At 42.6% G+C, this 19,660-nt stretch carries 15 protein-coding genes; 11 read left to right on the plus strand and 4 right to left on the minus strand.

Features of this window, described 5'->3' with window-relative positions; translation table 11 throughout:
- The first annotated feature begins 15 nt into the window (after window positions 1–15).
- The 10 genes from F7734_RS05790 to F7734_RS05825 all read left to right on the plus strand — a co-directional run bounded on the left by F7734_RS05790 (window position 16) and on the right by F7734_RS05825 (window position 14,368).
- Complete coding sequence (locus F7734_RS05790; protein WP_243146713.1) at window positions 16–1,137, plus strand: transposase; 1,122 nt, start codon at window positions 16–18, stop codon at window positions 1,135–1,137.
- A 1-nt stretch (window position 1,138) separates the two neighbouring features.
- On the plus strand, window positions 1,139–1,414 hold the full coding sequence (locus tag F7734_RS63140; protein WP_243146714.1) for a hypothetical protein: 276 nt from the start codon (window positions 1,139–1,141) through the stop codon (window positions 1,412–1,414).
- Between the two features lie 214 nt (window positions 1,415–1,628).
- Window positions 1,629–2,636 carry a zinc-dependent alcohol dehydrogenase family protein gene (locus F7734_RS05795; protein WP_155743788.1) on the plus strand — a complete coding sequence of 336 codons (1,008 nt, stop codon included), beginning with the start codon at window positions 1,629–1,631 and terminating at the stop codon, window positions 2,634–2,636.
- Window positions 2,637–2,785: 149 nt separating this feature from the next.
- Window positions 2,786–4,957, plus strand: a complete 2,172-nt coding sequence (locus F7734_RS05800; protein ID WP_155743855.1) for a pentapeptide repeat-containing protein — start codon at window positions 2,786–2,788, stop codon at window positions 4,955–4,957.
- Between the two features lie 137 nt (window positions 4,958–5,094).
- Entirely contained in the window at window positions 5,095–5,463 is a 369-nt protein-coding gene (locus tag F7734_RS05805) for a hypothetical protein (protein WP_155743789.1), read from the plus strand.
- Between the two features lie 399 nt (window positions 5,464–5,862).
- Complete coding sequence (gene bshC / locus F7734_RS05810) at window positions 5,863–9,231, plus strand: bacillithiol biosynthesis cysteine-adding enzyme BshC (RefSeq protein WP_243146715.1); 3,369 nt, start codon at window positions 5,863–5,865, stop codon at window positions 9,229–9,231.
- 8 nt (window positions 9,232–9,239) lie between these two features.
- Complete coding sequence (locus tag F7734_RS05815) at window positions 9,240–10,472, plus strand: glycosyltransferase (RefSeq protein ID WP_155743790.1); 1,233 nt, start codon at window positions 9,240–9,242, stop codon at window positions 10,470–10,472.
- Window positions 10,469–10,891 (plus strand): MFS transporter, encoded by a 423-nt coding sequence (locus tag F7734_RS65095; protein ID WP_279239670.1) that lies wholly within the window; start codon window positions 10,469–10,471, stop codon window positions 10,889–10,891. The genes F7734_RS05815 and F7734_RS65095 overlap by 4 nt, the downstream gene beginning before the upstream one ends.
- A complete protein-coding gene (locus F7734_RS65100) occupies window positions 10,872–11,657 on the plus strand; it encodes an MFS transporter (protein WP_347566135.1) in 786 nt (261 codons plus the stop codon). Before F7734_RS65095 ends, F7734_RS65100 begins: the two co-directional genes overlap by 20 nt.
- 335 nt (window positions 11,658–11,992) lie before the next feature.
- Complete coding sequence (locus F7734_RS05825; protein ID WP_155743791.1) at window positions 11,993–14,368, plus strand: ATP-binding cassette domain-containing protein; 2,376 nt, start codon at window positions 11,993–11,995, stop codon at window positions 14,366–14,368.
- Between the two features lie 4 nt (window positions 14,369–14,372).
- Here F7734_RS05825 and F7734_RS05830 read toward each other — a convergent pair whose 3' ends face one another.
- The 3 genes from F7734_RS05830 to F7734_RS05840 all read right to left on the minus strand — a co-directional run bounded on the left by F7734_RS05830 (window position 14,373) and on the right by F7734_RS05840 (window position 16,574).
- Complete coding sequence (locus F7734_RS05830; protein WP_155743792.1) at window positions 14,373–14,651, minus strand: hypothetical protein; 279 nt, start codon at window positions 14,649–14,651, stop codon at window positions 14,373–14,375.
- Complete coding sequence (locus F7734_RS05835; protein ID WP_155743793.1) at window positions 14,651–15,262, minus strand: GNAT family N-acetyltransferase; 612 nt, start codon at window positions 15,260–15,262, stop codon at window positions 14,651–14,653. Before F7734_RS05835 ends, F7734_RS05830 begins: the two co-directional genes overlap by 1 nt.
- 505 nt (window positions 15,263–15,767) lie before the next feature.
- The gene (locus tag F7734_RS05840; RefSeq protein ID WP_155743794.1) at window positions 15,768–16,574 is read right to left on the minus strand and encodes a hypothetical protein; all 807 of its coding nucleotides are present in this window, start codon (window positions 16,572–16,574) and stop codon (window positions 15,768–15,770) included.
- A gap of 22 nt (window positions 16,575–16,596) precedes the next feature.
- Here F7734_RS05840 and F7734_RS05845 point away from each other — a divergent pair, with 22 nt between their 5' ends.
- The gene (locus tag F7734_RS05845) at window positions 16,597–17,337 is read left to right on the plus strand and encodes a dienelactone hydrolase family protein (RefSeq protein ID WP_166481751.1); all 741 of its coding nucleotides are present in this window, start codon (window positions 16,597–16,599) and stop codon (window positions 17,335–17,337) included.
- Window positions 17,338–17,355: 18 nt separating this feature from the next.
- Here F7734_RS05845 and F7734_RS05850 read toward each other — a convergent pair whose 3' ends face one another.
- Window positions 17,356–19,542, minus strand: coding sequence for a polysaccharide biosynthesis tyrosine autokinase (locus F7734_RS05850; protein WP_155743796.1), 2,187 nt, complete (start codon window positions 19,540–19,542; stop codon window positions 17,356–17,358).
- Between the last annotated feature and the right edge of the window lie 118 nt (window positions 19,543–19,660).

Consider the following 19,660-nt stretch of genomic DNA (forward strand, 5'->3'; position numbering starts at 1 on the left):
AGGAGGTGATTGTAAATGGTTCGGAAAAAGACTCCATCTTTCATTACAGAGATTCCATTAGTTGTGGATAGCAAGCAAGAAAAAGAGTTATTGTCTAGATTTGAAGCATCTAGGCAATTGTACAATGCTTGTTTGAATGAGGCAGTGGTCAGGATGGAGTTAGTGCGAAATTCCGAGGCATTTAAGACAGCAAAAAAAATTCCTAGATCGAAGAAAAAAGAAAGAACTGATGCGTTTAGTGCAGCGCGTCAAGCATACAGATATTCCGATTACGACCTTCAAGCTTATGCAACAATTGTTGCAAATTCATCAAAGTGGATTACTGACAAGATTGACTCTAATACTCAACAGACAATTGCTAAACGAGCATTCAAGGCATCTGAACGAGTCATATTTGGACGAGCAAAGAAGGTTCGTTTTAAAGTGTCAAGTCGTTTTCGTTCTGTTGAAGGTAAGACTAACAAGCAAGGATTGCGATGGAAGAATGAACAATTAGTTTGGGGAAGTCTCAACTTACGTCCAATTATTGATGAGAATAACCCTGTGACTATGCATGGGTTACAATCTCCTGTTAAATATGTTCGGATATTATGGAAGGAATTAAACGGTAAACGTCGTTGGTACGCACAACTTATTAATGAAGGAAATCCGTATCAAAAAGAAAAGAATTACGTCAGCAATGGTTTAATTGGTCTAGATTTAAATATCTCTAACATTGCCTTTGTTGGAGACGAAAAAGCAGGTCTGTTACCATTTGCAGAAAAAGTTCCTATCTACCAAAATGAGATAACTGCACTACAAAGAAAAATGCAGCGTTCCTCTCGGCTGACCAATCCTAGTAATTATGAGCCGGACTTCCAAGCCAAAAAAGGTCGTAAAACTATTACAAAAAAAGGTAAGCCTAAAAAGGGGTCTCGTAATTGGAGGAAATCGAAAAACTACCAGAAAATAGCACTTAAGAAGCGAGAACTAGAACGTAGAAAGACAGCATATGCTAAGTCTAAGAATCGCGGAGTTGTCAATGAAATCCTAAGACATGGCAATGTAATTAAAGCTGAAAAAGTATCCGTAAAAGCTTGGCAGAAACGTTATGGTAAAGCAATAGCTGCCAAGTCACTCTTGTTTTGTACAATCTGAATTGCAACGCAAAGCTGAGATTGCTGGCGGTCAATTCATCACGTTTTCTACTCAAAAAACTGCACTGTCACAAACTCATTTGAATGGGCAACGTATCAAGAAATCCCTATCAGAAAGAGTTCATAAAGATATAACAGGTAAAGCAGTTATGCAGCGAGACCTCTTCAGTGCATACTTGAGTAGATTTGTTAATGAGGATCAGCTTCTATGGGAGAGTGCTGCTAGTCAGTATTCGGGGGCGGAGTCGTCCCTTGTGGATGCCACCGAAGCGTTATGAAAACGAAACTGCAAGTCAAGTAGGCAAGTCCGAAAGCAGGAAGACTCATTCTCCCTTAGAGCAGTTATCCCAGAAAGGCAAAAAGTCTAGCCAGATAGTCAATAAGGACGAAAAGCTAGACCTAAATTTGCCCGAATCCGCGCAGCTTTAGCTCGCGGAGTGGCTCAACAATTGCGGTAAATTGACAAATAGCCAAATTTACCCAGGAGGGAACATGAAAGCAGTCCAAATGACAGCAGCCGGAAACCCCGAAGTTTTGCAACTGCAAGAAGTGCCGAACCCAAGCGTTCCCCTAGGAGAAACAGAACTTCTCATACGCCTACAAGCAGCTGGTATCAACCCCATAGACACAAAACTTCGCAAAAGAGGCACATTCTACCCAGACAAAATGCCAGCCATATTAGGCTGTGATGGTGCAGGTATAGTCGAAGCAGTAGGCGCAGCTGTTCAACGCTTTCGGATCGGCGACGAAGTCTTCTTCTGTAACGGTGGATTGGGCGCACACCAAGGCAACTACGCAGAATACACAACAGTTGATGAACGATTTACAGCCCGCAAACCAGCTTCTGTATCCTTCGTAGAAGCCGCCGCCGCACCCCTAGTCCTCATCACCGCTTGGGAAGCACTGTACGAAAGGGGACGCTTGGAACCAGGAGAACGAGTATTAATTCATGCAGGTGCTGGTGGAGTCGGACATGTAGCAATTCAACTGGCAAAACTCAAAGGCGCTAATGTTTGCACAACTGTTGGTTCACAGGAAAAAGCCGATTTCGTCACCAACTTAGGTGCTGACCGTGCAATATTATACAAGCAAACAGACTTCGTGCAAGCAGCCTTAGATTGGACTGGTGGAGAAGGAGTCGATTTAGCTTTTGACACTGTAGGTGGAGAAACATTTCATAAAACTTTCCCCGCAGTACGCGTATATGGTGATGTTGTGACAATTTTAGAACCGGATGCCAATACAGTGTGGAAAACAGCAAGACAACGCAATCTTCGCATGAGTCTAGAACTTATGCTAACACCGATGCTCCAAGGTATTGTGGAAGCACAGCAGCACCAGGCAGAAATTTTAGAACAATGTGCTAAATGGATGGATGGGGGTAAGCTAAAAATTCAGGTTAGCAAGACGTTTCCTTTACAAGAAGCGGCAAAAGCCCATCAGTTGCTTGAAACTGGTTCAATGACAGGTAAAATTGTTCTACTGATTGGAGATAGGTAGTACGAGAAATAAGGACAAGGGGGACAAGGGAGACAAGGGGGACGAGGGGGACAAGGGAGAGAGTAAGCTGTATGAAAGCAACTTGGTATCAATTTGTGGGGTGGAGCGCACATAGTTCCATCCACAAGAAGTTTATGCAATTTGTGGGGATGTTTTCTTGCTTCTGCCTTCTTATCTCTGCCTTCTTATTATTTTTACTCCCCCTACCAGCATGGGGTTCCCCCGCACAACCAGAACGTATTCCCCTAACTCTAGAAATATTACAAGAACGACTGCGTACTCCTACCATTCGTGAAGGTAATCTTACAGTGGATTTACGGGAAATGGTCATAGATTTACGACCGGAAAATGCCAGTTTTCGAGATGCTTTTTATCAAATTTTACGGAAAGAATTACAAAAATCAGGCTCAAAACCTCTGGGCTTGGACTTAAGTTATTCTGTCATTCAAGGGGATTTTGTTGGTAGCGATTTAGGTTTACAAACCCCTCTCTACGCTCAAGCTATTGCTCCTATTTTCACAGCGTCGGAACAAGAACAATTAGAACGCTTGCGAGATGTTTGCTTGCGATCGCTTGCTGTAGCACTACCCAATTCTAAAGATTGTAAATTTCTTTTGGGGACTCAATCAGCCGCATCAACTGCAATTAGTGTTTTCCGTGGTTCTCTGACTCTCGTGGAAACTCGCTTTAATGGAACCGTTCAATTTTCCAATACGTTTTTTCTTCAACCAGTTAATGCCCAAGGCGCTATTTTTACTCAACCTGCTTATTGGGTAGAAACAAGATTCAGCCGTGGTGCAAGCTTTGCTAATACCAATTTTCGGAAAGACAGTTACTTCCAAGACAGTATCTTCTTTGATAAACTGAGTTTTAAGCAAACTCTATTTCAAGAAACCGCCAATTTTCAAGACAGTACTTTTGAAGACACGGCTAATTTTACTGAAGCAAATTTTAAGCAGGTGGCAAAATTCAGCCGTACACAATGGCTGGGTAATGCCGATTTTTCAAGCGTGCGTTTTTTTGAACAAGCACAGTTTGCGAAAGATATTTTTAATCTGGTTCTTTTTCTATCAGAAGCAACTTTTGAGAAATCTGTTGCCTTTCGAGAAGCACAATTTAACCAACCTGTCAACCTCAAAGGTGCAAGCATCCTCAATCAAGCAGACTTTAGTGATGCGGGATTTTCTCCAGAAGCTTACTTAGACGTGTCCGGTCTTCTTTTTAACTCCAACCAAGCTAAGATTTTAGGAAATCCCGGTCAAATTGGCAAAAACATTGTGGTTAATGGTTTGCAAGGCAATCAAAGTGTTTTGCGTAATTTGGGGCAAAATTTTCGTCAGTTGCAGCAAATTGCTGATGCCAATCAGTTGGAGTATACAAAGCAGGAGTTGCGGCTACAGGAGTTAACCCGCTCTCTGTTTGGTACAAATATCAATAGTGCTTCTCAAAAACGTCTGATGGATCTGGGTTTTTCTCCCGTTCAAGCAGATGCTATTGTTCGTCGCCGCCAGATACAGCCATTTCGTAATAAGAGTGAATTGCTGACTTTGGCTGATATTGACTTCGATACTTACGCTCAAGTTATCTCTCGCATTGTGGTTGGCAATTCTCTTTCGGTAGGAAATTGGTTGCTCTTAGCTTGGAACTGGTTGGCTTTGAGTCTACTTCTGCTGCTATCTGGGTACGGTACAAATTTTTGCTTGGCGATTGGTGTAGGAACGATCGCGATCGCATACTTTGGTTTATTATTTTGGCTGATTGACAGTGTTCGTCGTATTGGTCCTAGACCGATTTTACCCACGGCTTACGAAACAACTTGTATGCTTACAAGTTTTGGCGTGTTAGTCTTACTGGGCTTACTAGCTATCTTTCGTTCAGCAGAACAACCTTGGATGACATTGGGATGTGTCTTTGTGATTATTATTCCCGTTCCCGGAGTCTTGCTGTTGCGACTTTACCAACAAGGACGCTATCACGACCTCTTAGACGTTTCTTACTTTACAGAAGAAGGAACTTTACGACAGTTACGCTTGCTGATTGGACGTTTGCCAGTTATTCCAAGGTATCAAATGTTTCGCGAGCGTTATTTACCAATTTTATGCGATCGCCGATGGAACTGGCTCAATTACTATGACTTTAGCCTTAACAACTTATTAAGGCTGGGATTTAATGACATTCGTTTGCGAGACGAACACCTCCCTGGCATAATTACGACATTGGCATGGTATCAGTGGGTACTTGGTATACTGTACATCATTCTTGTTTTTTGGACTCTTTCCCGCACTATTCCCGGATTAAACTTACTGATTTATCTGAAGTAACGTTTGTTGTGTAGGCAATACTTGTCGGTTAAGCCTAAAAATGCGAAAACTGTTCAATGATTTTGAATGCCCTAGTGGCGGATTTTTAGTCAATTGGTTGAATAAAATTTAGGACTAATGATAGGAGGTTTTAGGAGATGAGTAAATTATTTGAGATTTTGCAAAAAATTCAAACTAAACCAGGGATGTATATTGGACGTGCTTCTGTCAGTGATTTGTTTCATTTTCTGGTTGGTTTTAAAACTGCTTTGAGAGAATTAGGGGTTGAAGCAACTAAGGAAGAAATGGATTTTTACCGCGAGTTTCAGCCTTGGATACAAAAAAAATATCATGTGTCAACTTCAAATTCTTGGGCCAAGATAATTATGCTCCCTTGTGGAAGCGAACAAGAGGGTTTTAATGCTTTCTACAGATTATTGGATGAGTTTAAAATGAGAAATAAAAGTTTAGGTGGGGATGAGTTGGACAAAATAGCAACTGATGAGAACACACAAATTGTAGCGTGATTATTTTAGCGGTAAGAATTAAGAAATCAAGCAGAAACTCGTTGTTATAAAACAGGAGATATCATTTGGTCTACAGAGAAACCTGGAAGTCCATTTTTAATGATTTCCGAAAATGTGCGTCTTAGGGAAGATGGCAAACCTAAGTCATTAGCAACATTAAAACCAGGAGATTGGTTTGGAGCTCTAAACTCCAGTATATTATCAAAACATAAAATACTGTATATCTATAAGGTTACTGAATTTTAAATCAATCGAGAAAAGCTGAGATCCCCAACTTCTTCAAGAGGTCAGGGATCTGGACGTATTCTACTCAAGCAATCCAGACAATTGACATTTTTTTGTCACATTTATTAATCAAACTGAAAATAACAAGGACTGAGAAGTCCATAAAAACTTTCTATGAAAAAAGTCATTAAGATGACCCAAAACACTGTATCCAACGTCAATCTTAACCCACGCGATCGCTATGATGTTTGGGCGGAATCTTACGACAAAAGCACCGCCAGTTTTGGGTGGACAGCACCGCAATTTCTACTCGAAGCCACAATACATCATGCACCGCCTGCGGGGTTTTTGCGAGTACTTGATGTTGGTGTTGGAACCGGACAAGCAAGCCTTCCTTATCTTGAAATAGGGGCTTGTGTCACTGGATTAGACGTATCACCGCAAATGCTGCACCAAGCTCAATCCAAGTACCCCCAGTTTCACGCCTTGATTGAACACGACTTCAATTACCCACTTGTTGAAGCGGGTTTGCTTGCCTCAAGTTTTGATGTCATCCTCAGCTGTGGCGCACTTCACTTTGCAAAAGATTTAAGTCGATCCCTTACACAGTTGAGATGGGCGCTTGCACCAGGTGGAGTCCTAGCATTTACCTACATTCCTCCCCAATCGCGAAAATTTAGTACAGCTGCACACCTTCACGAGCCAAACACTGTCGAGCACCTACTACAGCAGCTCGAGCTAACCGTACTAGACCATAAATCATTTGTGGCTTACTATGATGGGGGCGATTCCCAAGACCCCGTTGTCTATCAGCGAGTTGTAGCGCGTTGTTCTCAACCGGGAATATCTCTTCCAGCCATTCTACAAGACATAGATCGAACCGCCTGTGTCGATCGCTCTCGTTTGCTAGACGTTGTCAACCTGCCTTTAATGACAGGCAAACTCACCACAAATTGGAGTTTTGATTATACCAAAGTTCGTAATGAAAATCAAGACTTAGTTGAGACATTGCGATCGCAACTCAAAACAGGAGAAATCAAATCAAGACATCTACCATTGCCCAAAACCACTGGGGAGTTAGCGCGTCAGGGGAAGCCAGAATGTGATGTATTGGTACTCATGCCACATCCTGATGATGAATCAATCTATGCTGGTGGGACAATAGCAGCCCTAGCAGAAGCAGGACAGCGAGTGAGACTGGTTGTAGCAACAGATGGTGCAGCAGGGCGTGGTGGCGAACACTCAAGAAGAGTTGAGCAACGAGCTTTAGAACTGCGTCGTGCAGCCGAATGCCTCAATATCGAAAAGTTAGAATGCTTAGGATTGGTTGATTTTGGCAAATATCGAGATGCTTCTCGGATGCAACCGACGACAGCAGCTGATGCACTGCGAATTTGGGGACTCGATTCAACGCTAGCCCTTCTCGTTCGTACAATCCGGAAGCACCGCCCGCAAATCCTTTTAACACTGCATCCAGAGGTCGATCCAAACTATTCCCTGCACGGACATCATCTTGGTTTGGGAGTTGCTGCTTTAGTAGCATTCCACTTAGCAGCTGACCCTGGGTTTATCATTCCAGAAGCTACAAACTTGCTTCCTTGGGCAATTGAACAGCACTATACAATGGTTCCCACCCATCACGACGGTTCTAATATCTTGCGAGTTGAAATCGATCGCCAACAGAAACTGAAAGCGTTATCTGCTTACGAGACACAGCACTACTCAACTCAACGCTTGATGACAGACTTGAAAACAGAAGTTCCTCATGCAAGCTTCGAGACTCTTCAACTCTTACAAGCGCGATGTCGTCGAACTTTTATGACAGCCACTGTGTTGCCATCGCATCAAAAGCTTCACAAACTGGCAGTTAACCGAGATTGGGTTTCTACATACAAAAGTATACGTCAACGCCTTTATCCACGAGAAGCATTAACCAAACTATTACAACGACAAGCGGAATGCTGGGGGTCATCGGAAGCAGTCTTTGCCAATATCAAAAAACTCTCTCATCCCCATACCGTTGCAGTCGTCACAGGACAGCAAGTGGGTGTTTTTGGGGGGCCCGCCTACACCCTTTACAAAGCACTTGGAGCCATCCAACAAGCGCAGGACTTGACAGCCCAAGGAATTCCTGCGGTTCCTATCTTTTGGATGGCAAGTTACGATAGTGACCTTGATGAGGTGCAGCACGTTAAGTTACTCGCTCATCAAACCGAACCAAAAACACTCAGCCTGGAATTACCCGTCACTCATCGTTTAGTTGGTTCTACCCCTTTAGGAGAAGGTATTCATTCTCTATTAAACGAGATGGAACAAGCACTCGGGCAACTGCCTCGCAGTCAAGAAGTCTTTGCAGCTCTACAAGCCATCTATCAAGCAGAAACAACCTTTGCAGAAGCTTTTGCTCGTTGGTTAAGCCTGCTAACAAAAGATTTTGGGCTGATTATCCTCGATCCATCAACTCGCGAATTTGCCGAACTGGCTCGTCCTGCGATCGCACGCGAACTCTTTGGCGATGAACGTTCTCAAATACCCCTGGCTCGCGCACGCGAAGCATTAACTGCTCGAGGGCTTTCCGAAACTATTCCCACAGATCGCGATGTGCTGCAAATCTTCTTTGTAGATGCAGATGGTACTCGCAGACGCATGCTTCCAGCCAAGGAAGGTTTTGCGTTGCAGAACAGCAATATTTATCTCGCGGATGATGCAGTCCGAAATTTGTTAGAGCAACAACCCGAACGATTCACACCAAGCGCCCTATTACGTCCCATTTGTCAAGATACGGTTTTACCCACCATTGCTTACGTTGCAGGTCCTACCGAACAGCAATATTTTGTTCAACTTAAGGAAGTTTATACCTGGGCAAAAATCCCCATGCCTCAAATTGTAGCCCGTCCCTCATTCACGGTTTTAGATAACACTATTTCCAAACAACTCGTTGATGCAGGAGGGACAGCCTTATTGTTGTCCTGTGATGACCCTAGCAACCGTTTGGGACGAGCCGGTCTCCCCGAAGAAGTTCGGATTGCTTTTGATAAGCTAGAGACTTTGCAACAGCAGTGTTTTGCATTACGAACATCAGCTATAGTGGGTCAAGCTGTCGGTCCCGAAGCGATCGCCCTCAAACATTCTGTCGAGCAATGGTTATTCACAACCGAGCCAATTCTGAAATCTTGGGGAGCAAAACGTCCGATAGAAGCTTTTACACGTGCAAAAGTTGAGTTTCCTTCACTCATGGCAACAGTTTGCTTAGATTTGCAACGTTCTGGGAGTCGTAGCAGTCCTCCTCCCACTCGAAATGTCGTGTCCCTCGCTCAAGCTTTAGCCCGTCTTGAATCCACACTGATTCGCTCTGGAAGGAGACAAAATGCATCTGGTATTGCTGCGTTTGCTTACATCAGCCCTAAAGGTAAACCTCAAGAACGCTCTCTAGGTGTTGCGGAACTCATTGCAACACATGGTTTTGCCATCGTATCCCATCTTTTGCCCATCTCGTGTTGCGATCGCATAGAAACAAGAGTCATAACTGTCCACCATTCATAAACAAGCATATGAAGTTATCGTTTGCTAGTGTTCCAAACATTACTCCATACTTCAATAGCTCTGCACACCACATTGCCTCAGAGATTGCATCCTTACAGTTAGCAATTCTGTCTCTTGGTGGTTTGGGAGGAAGTGGTAAAGTCGCAACAGATTTAGCCAAAGGGCTTGCAACCGCAGGGGCTAAGGTATCTGTGCTGACTAGCTCAGAGCCACAATGGGGAGCAGATCGCGATCCATTGCTCCATTATGTACCTGTAAACGCCCCCAAGACACCTACCGAGCCAGATCGCAGTTGGATTGTACCGTTGGCGTATGACATTATCGAGCGGGTTGAGACTCGCGAAATTAAGGTTTTAAACGTGCATTACGCAGTTGGGCTAGTTGAAGCCGCACTACTTGCGCGACAAGCCTTGGCAGCGCGAGGCTATCGACTAGCAGTGTGTTTAACGCTACATGGCAGCGATGTCACTGGATTTGGACGCAGGTTAAACTACGGTTCTCAGTTACGAGAGTGTATTGCTGCATGCGATAGCGTTACGGCTGTCTCGTCTTGGTTGGCAAACCAAGCGGTGGAGATTTTAGCTTTAAAGAAGCGCCCCACAGTCATCCACAATTCTGTCGATCTCAAACTGTTTCGTCCTCTTCGGACATGGGATATGACTCGTTCCAAAAAAATCCTCAATTTATGTCACGTATCTAATTTTCGTTCTGTGAAGCGACCTCTAGATGCAATCCAAGTCTTGGCTCGCGTTCGGGGAGCTGGTGTCAGAGCGCAACTCTTTATGATTGGTGACGGTCCCTTAATAGGACAAGCTCGCGAGTATGCACGAGAGTTGAATGTTGCAGAAAATGTGATGTTCTTGGGTGCGGCTTCGCCAAACGAACTCGTGCATTGGCTGAGTGTCACCGATATGATGCTGGTGACAAGTGAATCGGAGTCTTTTTGTTTGGCAGCACTTGAAGCAATGGCATGTGGTGTCCCTGTGATGGGTACTTATTGTGGTGGATTGGAAGAGGTGATGGAGGAACTTGGAGCGGATTTACCTGACAAACTCCTCTCTCCTGTTGGTGACACCGCTACAATGGCAACTAAAATTGTGCAGATGTTCAATAGTCCTTTGACATATGAGATGATTTGCGATCGCCTCATACCAATGATTAAGATTCGCTTTTGCCGTTCTACCCAATTGCAAGCTTACGGTCATGTCTTAAGCAAGTTGCAACAGGAGGTTGGAGAATGAGTTTAGCAAAACGCCATCCTCCTGTGGTGCTAATTCTTTTAGCATTGTGGTTGATGGTTTTAGCTTCGAGTTCTCAAGCGACAATTGTTGCTCCTATTTTGCCGCGCATTGGAGAAGCCTTGGGAATTCCCGAAGTATTGCAAGGGACGTTAGTAACTGGTTATGCGATCGCGTTGAGTGCTTTTGCCATTGTTATTGGACCGGTTAGCGATCGTATAGGAAGAAGACCCGTGCTTTTGGCTGGAACCAGTTCGATGGCGGTTTTGCTAGGAATGCATGGGTTTGCCAGTGACTTTATTTCGCTGCTTTGCGTTCGGATTGGGGCTGGCGTTTCTGGAGGGATTTTGACAGGTGTAGCAGTTGCTTACGTGGGAGATTACTTCCCTTCGAGCGTCGTGGGTGGGCGAGTGGGTGGGTGATGAGCGGTTTTGCATTTGGACAAGTGTGGGTTTACCGATTGGGACAATCTTGGCTGAGCAATACGGTTTTCGCGCCCCTTTTTTGCTGTTTGCGCTCGTTGCGTTAGTGTCATTTTTCCTAGTCTTGAGTGTTTTACCTCAACCGCCTATCAAGCGTTCTTCAGAAAGGCTTTCTATCAGGGCTGCTGTGAAGGGATACCGAGAACTTTTACGCAATCGCGCAGTTGTGAGTGCGGGGTTTGCTTATGCAACAATGTTGTTTGCAGTATCAACATTTGTTGTGTTCTTTCCTACTTGGCTGGAAAAAGAAATCGGCGTCAGTCCAACAGCAACGGCATTGTTGTTCATGGTAGGGGGGCTTGCGAATCTCTTATTTGGACCTCAAGCAGGAAGCTTGTCCGATCGCATTGGTCGCAAACCCGTTATTGTTGGGTCTTGTTTGGTTTCTGCTGTCTTATTTGCGGTGACCCCTTTCGTTGTGTTTGATGTCTTCTCTGCTTACGTTGTCTTTTTCTTTACAATGATGCTACTGGCATTGAGATTAAGCCCACTGCAAGCACTTCTAACGACCCTTGTTCCCGATGCTCGTCGCGGTTCTCTGATGAGTTTGGTGGTGGCAATTGGGCAAATAGGCGGTGGACTTGGGGGTGCGATCGCTGGAGTGGTTTATTCACAAGTTGGTTATTTTGGCAATGCTATTTTATCGGCATTGGCAATAACTGCAACCGGAGTTGTGATTCTGTCGAATTTATCTGAACCTGCTTAAGCCTATGAAAAGTCGGATCTTCCTGGCATCATTAAGACCGAACTTACTATAGCCTTTCTCAGTCTCATAAGGTACACCCTCCTTTCATCCCCCCTTTGTAAGGGGGGACAGAGGGGGGTAATTTTTGTACCTCACCAGGTTGAAATTTACTGTAATTCATTTGAACAAACTACTATAGAAATCCTAAATCATGTATAAACAATTTTAAGTACTGTAGGCATTGCCCACCAAAAGGCTTATGTGGTGGGCTGTCTTCCCTACCTACGTGTTTACTACTTGTTTACAAATCAAATAGGATTGCCATAGCAATTTTTATTTATAGTAGAGGTTGTCTCATGCTGAATACTGTAATTCATACAAAAAATCTCAGTGGTAGCATTTATATTAATCTGAACAATCAGGGACAAGTTTTGCAATTTGCGCTGACGCAACAACAACATATTTTGGGACGCGATCGCACTAGCAGCGATCTGGTTGTTCCTGAGAATTGGCAAGTAGTTGGGCGGATTCAGGCTGTGTTTCGCAGGGAAGGAAATAACTATCGCATTTATGACGGTGATGGACAAAAACCCAGTACTAATGGGGTCTATGTCAATAATACCCGCGTAACAACCGATACAGGGTTGCTGTTACGAAATGGGATGGAAATTAAAATTGGTTTGAATCCCCAAAATCTGATTGAGTTTAAATATTACAATGCCGCAGATGATATCACAATTGATAACCAGAGTTTTCCGGTCATTTCCCTGCGAAACCTCAAGGTGTTAATTGGACGCGATTCTAGCGCGACTCTCACATTGGATGCGCCGACGGTATCGCGCCGTCACGCCACAATTGATACTGATGCACGAGGACAGTACGTTCTCCGAGACCATAGTTCCAACGGCGTGTATGTCAACGGACAACGTGTCAATGGTTCAATAATTCTACCGCCAGAGGCAACAATTCGGATTGCAGCATACACCCTAGTAGTCCGTGGTGATGAATTACACGTATTAGATGGGGGTAATCAAATTCGCTTGGATGCTTACAATTTAGTTTTAGCAACGAAGGGAAAAAGGCGACTTGATGACTTGTCGTTTGCAATTGAACCGGGACAATTTGTGGCTTTGGTAGGGGGAAGTGGTGCGGGAAAATCGACATTGATGCGGACTCTATTGGGGATAGAAAAGCTAACACAGGGTGTGGTTTATTTGAATGGGGAGAATTTACGCACCAATTTTAATTTATATCGCACGCAGATTGGCTATGTGCCTCAAGATGATATAATCCATCGCGATTTAACGGTGACGGAGGTGTTACAATATGCAGCAAAATTGCGTTTACCGCCAGATATAGACGTGGGAACGATGGTAGAAAAAACATTGCATGATGTGGAAATGATACACCGTCGCCATGCATTGGTGAGTCAGTTAAGTGGGGGACAGAGGAAACGGGTCAGTATTGGTGTGGAGTTACTGGCAGATCCAAAATTATTTTTCCTCGACGAACCTACCTCTGGACTCGATCCTGGGTTAGATAAAAAGATGATGCAACTGTTGCGGAAATTGGCAAACCAGGGACGGACTGTAATTTTAGTGACTCATGCAACAAGTAATATTAAATTGTGCGATCGCATAGTATTTCTCGGTCAAGGTGGACGTTTGTGTTACTTTGGTACTCCTGATGATTGTCTGCAATTTTTTGGAGTGACAGAAGATTTTGCTGATATTTATAATTTGCTAGAAACACCAGAAACAGTCATCGACCAAGCACAAAGGTTTTACCAATCCCCGGACTATCAGCGTTATGTTGTCAATCACCTCAGCCCCGGTAGTGCGGGAATGCAAGTCAAGACGGATAATACTTTACAAGTAAAGGTTTCATTTGGGAAACAGTGGATAATTCTTACTCAAAGATATTTTCAAACTCAAAAGCGGGATATTATTAACTTAATTCTAGCCCTATTAACTGCACCAGTTGGTATTAGCTTAATTACCTTTGCTTTGCAAAATCAACAACCCTTGGTAGCACCAGCAGAAACTAATGCAAACCATGCATCTTTAGCGTTGAGAGTCTTATTTGTATTTACCTGTGCAGCTTTGTGGGTAGGACTTTTGAGTTCGCTACAAGAAATTGTCAAAGAAGCAGCAATATATTTACGAGAAAGATTGGTCAATCTAGGTTTGTTTGCCTATCTTGGCTCAAAATTGGCAATATTTGCTGGCTTAGCATTACTGCAAACCCTGTTAATTTCCCTAGTGATTTTATTCTTTTTCAAATCACCACCAGCAGATAAAATACCCTGGGAAATTGGTTTACCCATGACCACATTTCTCACCTTGTTAACCAGTATGAGTTTGGGATTATTAATATCAGCGATTGTTAAAAATGGCAGTCAAGCAAATAGTGCTTTGCCATTATTATTAATCCCCCAAATTATCTTTTCTGGTGTATTATTTAAAATGGAGGGGCTCGGTAGTAAAATCTCTTGGCTGATGCTCAGTCGTTGGTCTATCGGTGCATATGGAACATTGGTAAACATCAATAGAATGGTTCCCGATGCGATCAAATTACCCGATGGTAGCACCATCGCCCGACCAATTGACCCCTCACCTGTTTATGATGCTACTTGGCAAAATTTGAGTTTAAATTGGGGAATTTTGGGAGTGCATATTGGGGTGTATTTAATAGTAACGCTGTTAATACAAAAACGCAAAGATATTTTTTAATGAGTCATTTTTTGAAACTTTGGTTTTGAAATTCTGCAATCTTCGCCCTTAATATTTGTTCTGTTTGTTCGATACCTTTTAACTTGTCCTGAAGTTCTTGCTTTTGCTTCAATATTTTATCCAGATACTTAATAAAACAGCTACCATCAATCACAGATTGAAGTCTATGCTCATATTCTTCATCTGACATAGGTGTACCACACATTGCCGTCATACCAAGTTCATCTAATCTTTCCCATCGCTTCAAATCTTCTGTTGTTGGCTGATATTGTTGGCTTGTCATTATCTTTCTCCTTTGCGATAAGATTGTTCTTGTAAAAAAGCGATTGCTGCTTCTCTTGTTAAAACTAATTCAGACGGATAATCAGGATTTTCCTGAAACCCAATATTTAAGTAAAAATCTTTAGCTCTTTCAATCGATAGTACTTTAGTCACTCCTTCTATTTCCGTATCTATTATTTCTTGAACTATTTCTGACATTAACCATCTTGCTGCTCCTTTAATTTTTTCTGGTAACTCTACGCCTTCTAAATTTAAGCAATTCCAGGGAGGCGTAGTAAATGGGTCTATTGATAGATAGACTCTTTCTTCAGTATAAGGGAAAAGTATATCAGTTTGTCTAGAAATTATTGCTCCTGCTTGTAAGCAGCCGTTTATGTCTCTCACGCCTCGGAAATCACGTGCGTAATTATCATTGATAGCTAAATCTGCTAGCACTTCTACTTTTGACACGCAATCTCCAAATGTTGTTCTCATTATCCCACTTCTATCTCCTCCAAAATATTGGTTGATGTATTCCTGCGATTTTATAACCCAACTAATCAATTCATTCTGGGTATCTCGATTTGCTCCTACTACATACGTGAATAGATTGAAATTTGAATCGTTAGTCATGAATGTATCTAATACTATTAACACACTTTATTATCACACAGGTTACGTACTTAGACTCGTTGAATATTTGGTAAATAAGTCATGCTAGCTTGGATAATACCATAAAATACAAAATTTCTAGATTTCATAAATATATCCGTTTATTCTACTCAGCAATAGTACTTATATAAATCTAATAAAAAACTGTTTTATACATCTGTTTGATTTTAGTTGCAGGCCTATTTATTGGTGTGTATAGTCTATAGAAGATAGCAAGGTCAAAGGACGAAGTATTGAGTTGACAATTTACGAGAATCGAGCAATTTTAGGGAAATAGTAAATGTAAGATGTATTGATATTAATCGAGGTGAATCAGTTGTCCTTGTTGGGTTTCGCAGAGCGCTTTTCTGAAAACCCTTCAGGCACCTTTTTTAGATGCTTGCTTTTTTTCAGCTATCAAATCGACAGGGTTGTATAAAGCTTTGATTCATCTACATCACCGCTTATCCATACTATGCGTAGTTTATCAACACCTTCTACTCGACCGGCGCTCTAGCTCTCCATGATGTCTGAGACCAAATACTTCTCTTTTTGCTGCTAACCAATTTCTAATTGTTTGTTCTGTTGCACTCTGAGAAATACTGACTGGGTTAGAAGGGATAACAGGAGTTGGGGTGTGTCTGGTTAATGGTTGAGTGGGAATAAATTGGGTAACGGTGGGAATTGGTTGTGGTGGAGCGGTTTGTGAGGCGACTGGGGCTGCTGATGGGGTTGATATTGGTGTGATATCTGTGGTGGAAGTGTTAGAAGTTGTCTGGGAAGAATTAGGGGCGAATAGCTGCATCATCCACAAACCAGAAACAAAGAATGTTCCAATTACACTGCTAATGATAATCGCTTGTTGCCAAGTCCCTAAACCAAGCGCTGGCGCTGCTTGATACCCTGATGATGATGCAGCATATTGGGGAATTGGTGGAGAAAGTACTGTTGGTGCGTGTACCTGTGCTGGTGGAGGAGATGCAACTGTTGCTGATACAGGTGTTTGCGGTGCTTGCAATGCTGATAGCATTTCCCGCGCATTCAAATAGCGATCGCGTGCAATTGGTTGTATGCTTTTGTCTAAAATTCCTGCAAATGTGGGTGTCACTACCAAAGCAAAATTCCGCCAAGCACGCGCAAAACCCGATACCGATTGTTCAACAGCGTTGGCGTGTTTGTAGAGTTGCGATTTCGCTCTCGTCAGAGCAAAAAGTGGTAAAACCTTACTGTCATCCATCCGACAGAAAATCACTGTAAACTGCTGCAAAATGTAAATAATGGTGATATCTTGCAAACACGATATGGAGGCAAAAAGCGTGCAAATTACCAAACGCAATGTTGAATTGAGAGTAGACGGCAGTCTCATGCGCGTTTATGTTGCAGCTCCCAAAGCCGCAGGAACATACCCAGGCATTTTGTTCTACACAGATATTTATCAACTAGGCAACCCAATGATTCGTTTGGTAAACTACTTAGCTGGACACGGCTATGTAGTTGCAGCCCCAGAGATTTTTCATAGAACAGAACCTGTTGGTTCAGTTATTGAACCAGACGATCTTGGGCGGATGCGGGGTAATGACAATGCTCGTCGAACCCCAATAGCAGGTTATGATGCTGATTGCCGTGCTGTCATTGAATTTCTGAAGGGGGAAGGTTCGGTAGCCTTGGGTCAAATAGGGACTTTAGGTTTTTGTATTGGCGGACATCTATCTTTCCGGGCTGCTTTCCAAAGCGAAATCAAGGCAGCCGTCTGTTGCTATCCGACTGGTATTCCCAGTGGCAAACTAGGTCAGGGGGTAGCCGATACTATTCACCGGGTCAGCGAAATTAAAGGTGAGATGCTCATTGTGTTTGGTACTCTTGACCCTCACATACCACAACAAGACCGTCAAACAATTATCAAAGCTTTAGAAAATGCGAGAGTGTCTCACCAAATTTTTTCCTATGAAGCAGAACATACCTTCATGCGCGATGATGGTTATCGCTACGATTCTGCGGCTACGACTTCTGCTTGGGTTGAAATCATAGCTTTTTTAAAACGTATTTTTACAACCTAGGTAGAAGAGCCCGATTATCTATTTCACAGCTTTAATGGCTTCATCTTTACTTGCCATTTCTACCTGGGAGTATTCTTCTCGGAAGTAGTAGCTGTAGCGGTCATTGTTTGGAATAACGCCATTCACAACTTGTCCTAAGATCCTCTGACCAGATTTTTCTAAAAGTTCTTTAGCAAGAGTCGCGTTGACAGAATCAACCATTCCCGGACGAACTACCAACAAAACACCGTCAGCCATTTGACCCAGGATAGCAGCATCAGCAGCAACAGTTAATGATGGCGCGTCAATAATGACCGAGTCATAGTTGACTCCAAACTTGTCAATTAAGCTAGCCATTCGTTTTGAGTCTAATAGAGAGGCGGGAGAAGGAGGCACGACTCCAGAAGGTAGAACATACAAATTATCCATCACTTTTTTGATAGCTGTCCTGATATCAGCTTGTCCTACAATAACGTTGCTGAGACCTTGATTATTGCGTAAGTCCCATATTTTATGCTGAACTGGATGATGCAAGTCTGCATCTATCAGTAAGACATTACGCTCCATCTGAGCCATTGCTAAAGCTAAATTGGCAGCTACTGTTGACTTGCCCTCTCTAGGGATGGAACTAGTAACAACAAGAACTTTTAAATCTCTATCAGCTTTCATAAACTTCAAATTCGCTCTCAGCATTCTGAAAGCTTCACTAATTGGGGAACGAGGGATATCCCTAACAATAAGCTGCGGCGTATGTAATTCTGGCTCGAAATTGCCGCGAGTAGATTTTTTAGACTTGCTGAAAGAAGGAATAACCCCTAATAAAGTTAATCCTACTAATTCCTTTGCCTCATCAACAGTCTTGATTAATTTATCCGTTGTTTCCAAAAGATATATAGTAGCTAAGGAAGCTAAAATACCTAGTAGACCTGCACTTAAGTACGAAACGATAGGAGAGGATAGAGGCTCTTCAGGTACTCTGGCTTCAGATACTATATTAGCGTTACCTAAGTTCTGATTTTCTGCTAGTCGGCTCTCTTGTAATCTTTGCAACAAAAGAGAATAAGTAGATTGGGCTGCTTGTAATTTGCGTTCTAACTGGCGCTGTCGCTGCTGCAATTTGGGGAAGTTTGTCTGCCGTTCTCTGTAGTTAGCTGCTAACTTAGTTAAAGTAGATAATTCACTATCTAGACCCTGACGAGTTGACTCTAATTCCACAAGCTTTGCAGTCAGTTGCTGTTGCAAAATTCCCACTTGAAGATTACCATTTTGTTTTAATTGAGTTGTTCCTGTAACCTTTTTTAGTCGCTGTTGCAGAATTGCTTGTAAGGATTCTAATTTCTGTTCTAAATTAAGAATTTCAGGATGGGTGTCCTTAAGAACAATACGCCTACCTGCAAGTTGAGACTCTAGCTGTTGGATTTCTTTGAGGATATCTTGCACGCCAGGAGACTGACTGAGGGAAGTCATAATTACTGCATCTTCCGGGTTCATACCTAATTGTTTGCGAACAGCTTGTGATTGCGCCTTGACATCAGCTATTCTAGATTTAAGATTATTAATTTGCTGCTGCAAGTTTGCACTAATTTCTACAGATTGAGATGCTTCAGGTTCCAAAGCTATAACATTATTTTCTTCTTGAAATAAGCGCAATTCAATTTCTATTTTCCGAAGAATTATTTCAGCATTTGGCAACTGTTTTTCCAGGAATTTACGGGCAGCAGAGGCTTCAGCTCGGTGAGATAGTAGATTTTGCTCTAAATAGATAGCCATCACGGTATTCACAACCTGTGAGGCGGTTTTAGGATTTGGATCGGTATAGGAAATTTTGAGAATATCGGTTTTGGGGATCTCAGTCACCGTTAACCGACTCAGAAAGTCCTTAGGTTTTATAAATTTTCCTGTAGCATTTTTCAACTTGACTCTGTCTATAGTCTTTTCTACAACAGGTAGAGAGCGTATAACTTCTGCCTCTGTATGTATGGGACTACTTTTGTCTTGGACTAATGGTTCTAACTTGCCTATTTCTGTTCCCACTCCTGTTAAAGAAGATATAGTATTCGCTCTTTGAAATTGTAACGTTCCCTCTGCCACATAAGAGGGCTTTTTCAAAGAAGAAGACAGCAATGAAATTGCAAAAACTGGAATAAAGATGCCTAATGCAGGCAAGTAACGGCGTTTTAAAACTTGCCAATATTTTTCATAGATAGGAATTGCTTGCGATTGCATACAAATTTACATTTTTCGCTTGATTAACAGGGCTAACTAATATTGCATCAACAATCTTCACTATCAGTCAAAAAATGATTGGTTTTTCAATCAAGCTCCTTTAAAAAAACTAATATAA

The organism is Scytonema sp. UIC 10036 (genome assembly GCF_009725235.1).

Bases quoted from the DNA above. Each gene is read 5' to 3' on its own strand.
- F7734_RS05795 (WP_155743788.1), top strand. From the start codon at position 1,629: ATGAAAGCAGTCCAAATGACAGCAGCCGGAAACCCCGAAGTTTTGCAA.
- F7734_RS05835 (WP_155743793.1), bottom strand. From the start codon at position 15,262: ATGACTAACGATTCAAATTTCAATCTATTCACGTATGTAGTAGGAGCA.
- F7734_RS05850 (WP_155743796.1), bottom strand. From the start codon at position 19,542: ATGCAATCGCAAGCAATTCCTATCTATGAAAAATATTGGCAAGTTTTA.
- F7734_RS05800 (WP_155743855.1), top strand. From the start codon at position 2,786: ATGTTTTCTTGCTTCTGCCTTCTTATCTCTGCCTTCTTATTATTTTTA.
- F7734_RS05790 (WP_243146713.1), top strand. From the start codon at position 16: ATGGTTCGGAAAAAGACTCCATCTTTCATTACAGAGATTCCATTAGTT.
- F7734_RS05805 (WP_155743789.1), top strand. From the start codon at position 5,095: ATGAGTAAATTATTTGAGATTTTGCAAAAAATTCAAACTAAACCAGGG.
- F7734_RS65095 (WP_279239670.1), top strand. From the start codon at position 10,469: ATGAGTTTAGCAAAACGCCATCCTCCTGTGGTGCTAATTCTTTTAGCA.
- F7734_RS05830 (WP_155743792.1), bottom strand. From the start codon at position 14,651: ATGACAAGCCAACAATATCAGCCAACAACAGAAGATTTGAAGCGATGG.
- bshC (WP_243146715.1), top strand. From the start codon at position 5,863: ATGAAAAAAGTCATTAAGATGACCCAAAACACTGTATCCAACGTCAAT.
- F7734_RS05825 (WP_155743791.1), top strand. From the start codon at position 11,993: ATGCTGAATACTGTAATTCATACAAAAAATCTCAGTGGTAGCATTTAT.
- F7734_RS05815 (WP_155743790.1), top strand. From the start codon at position 9,240: ATGAAGTTATCGTTTGCTAGTGTTCCAAACATTACTCCATACTTCAAT.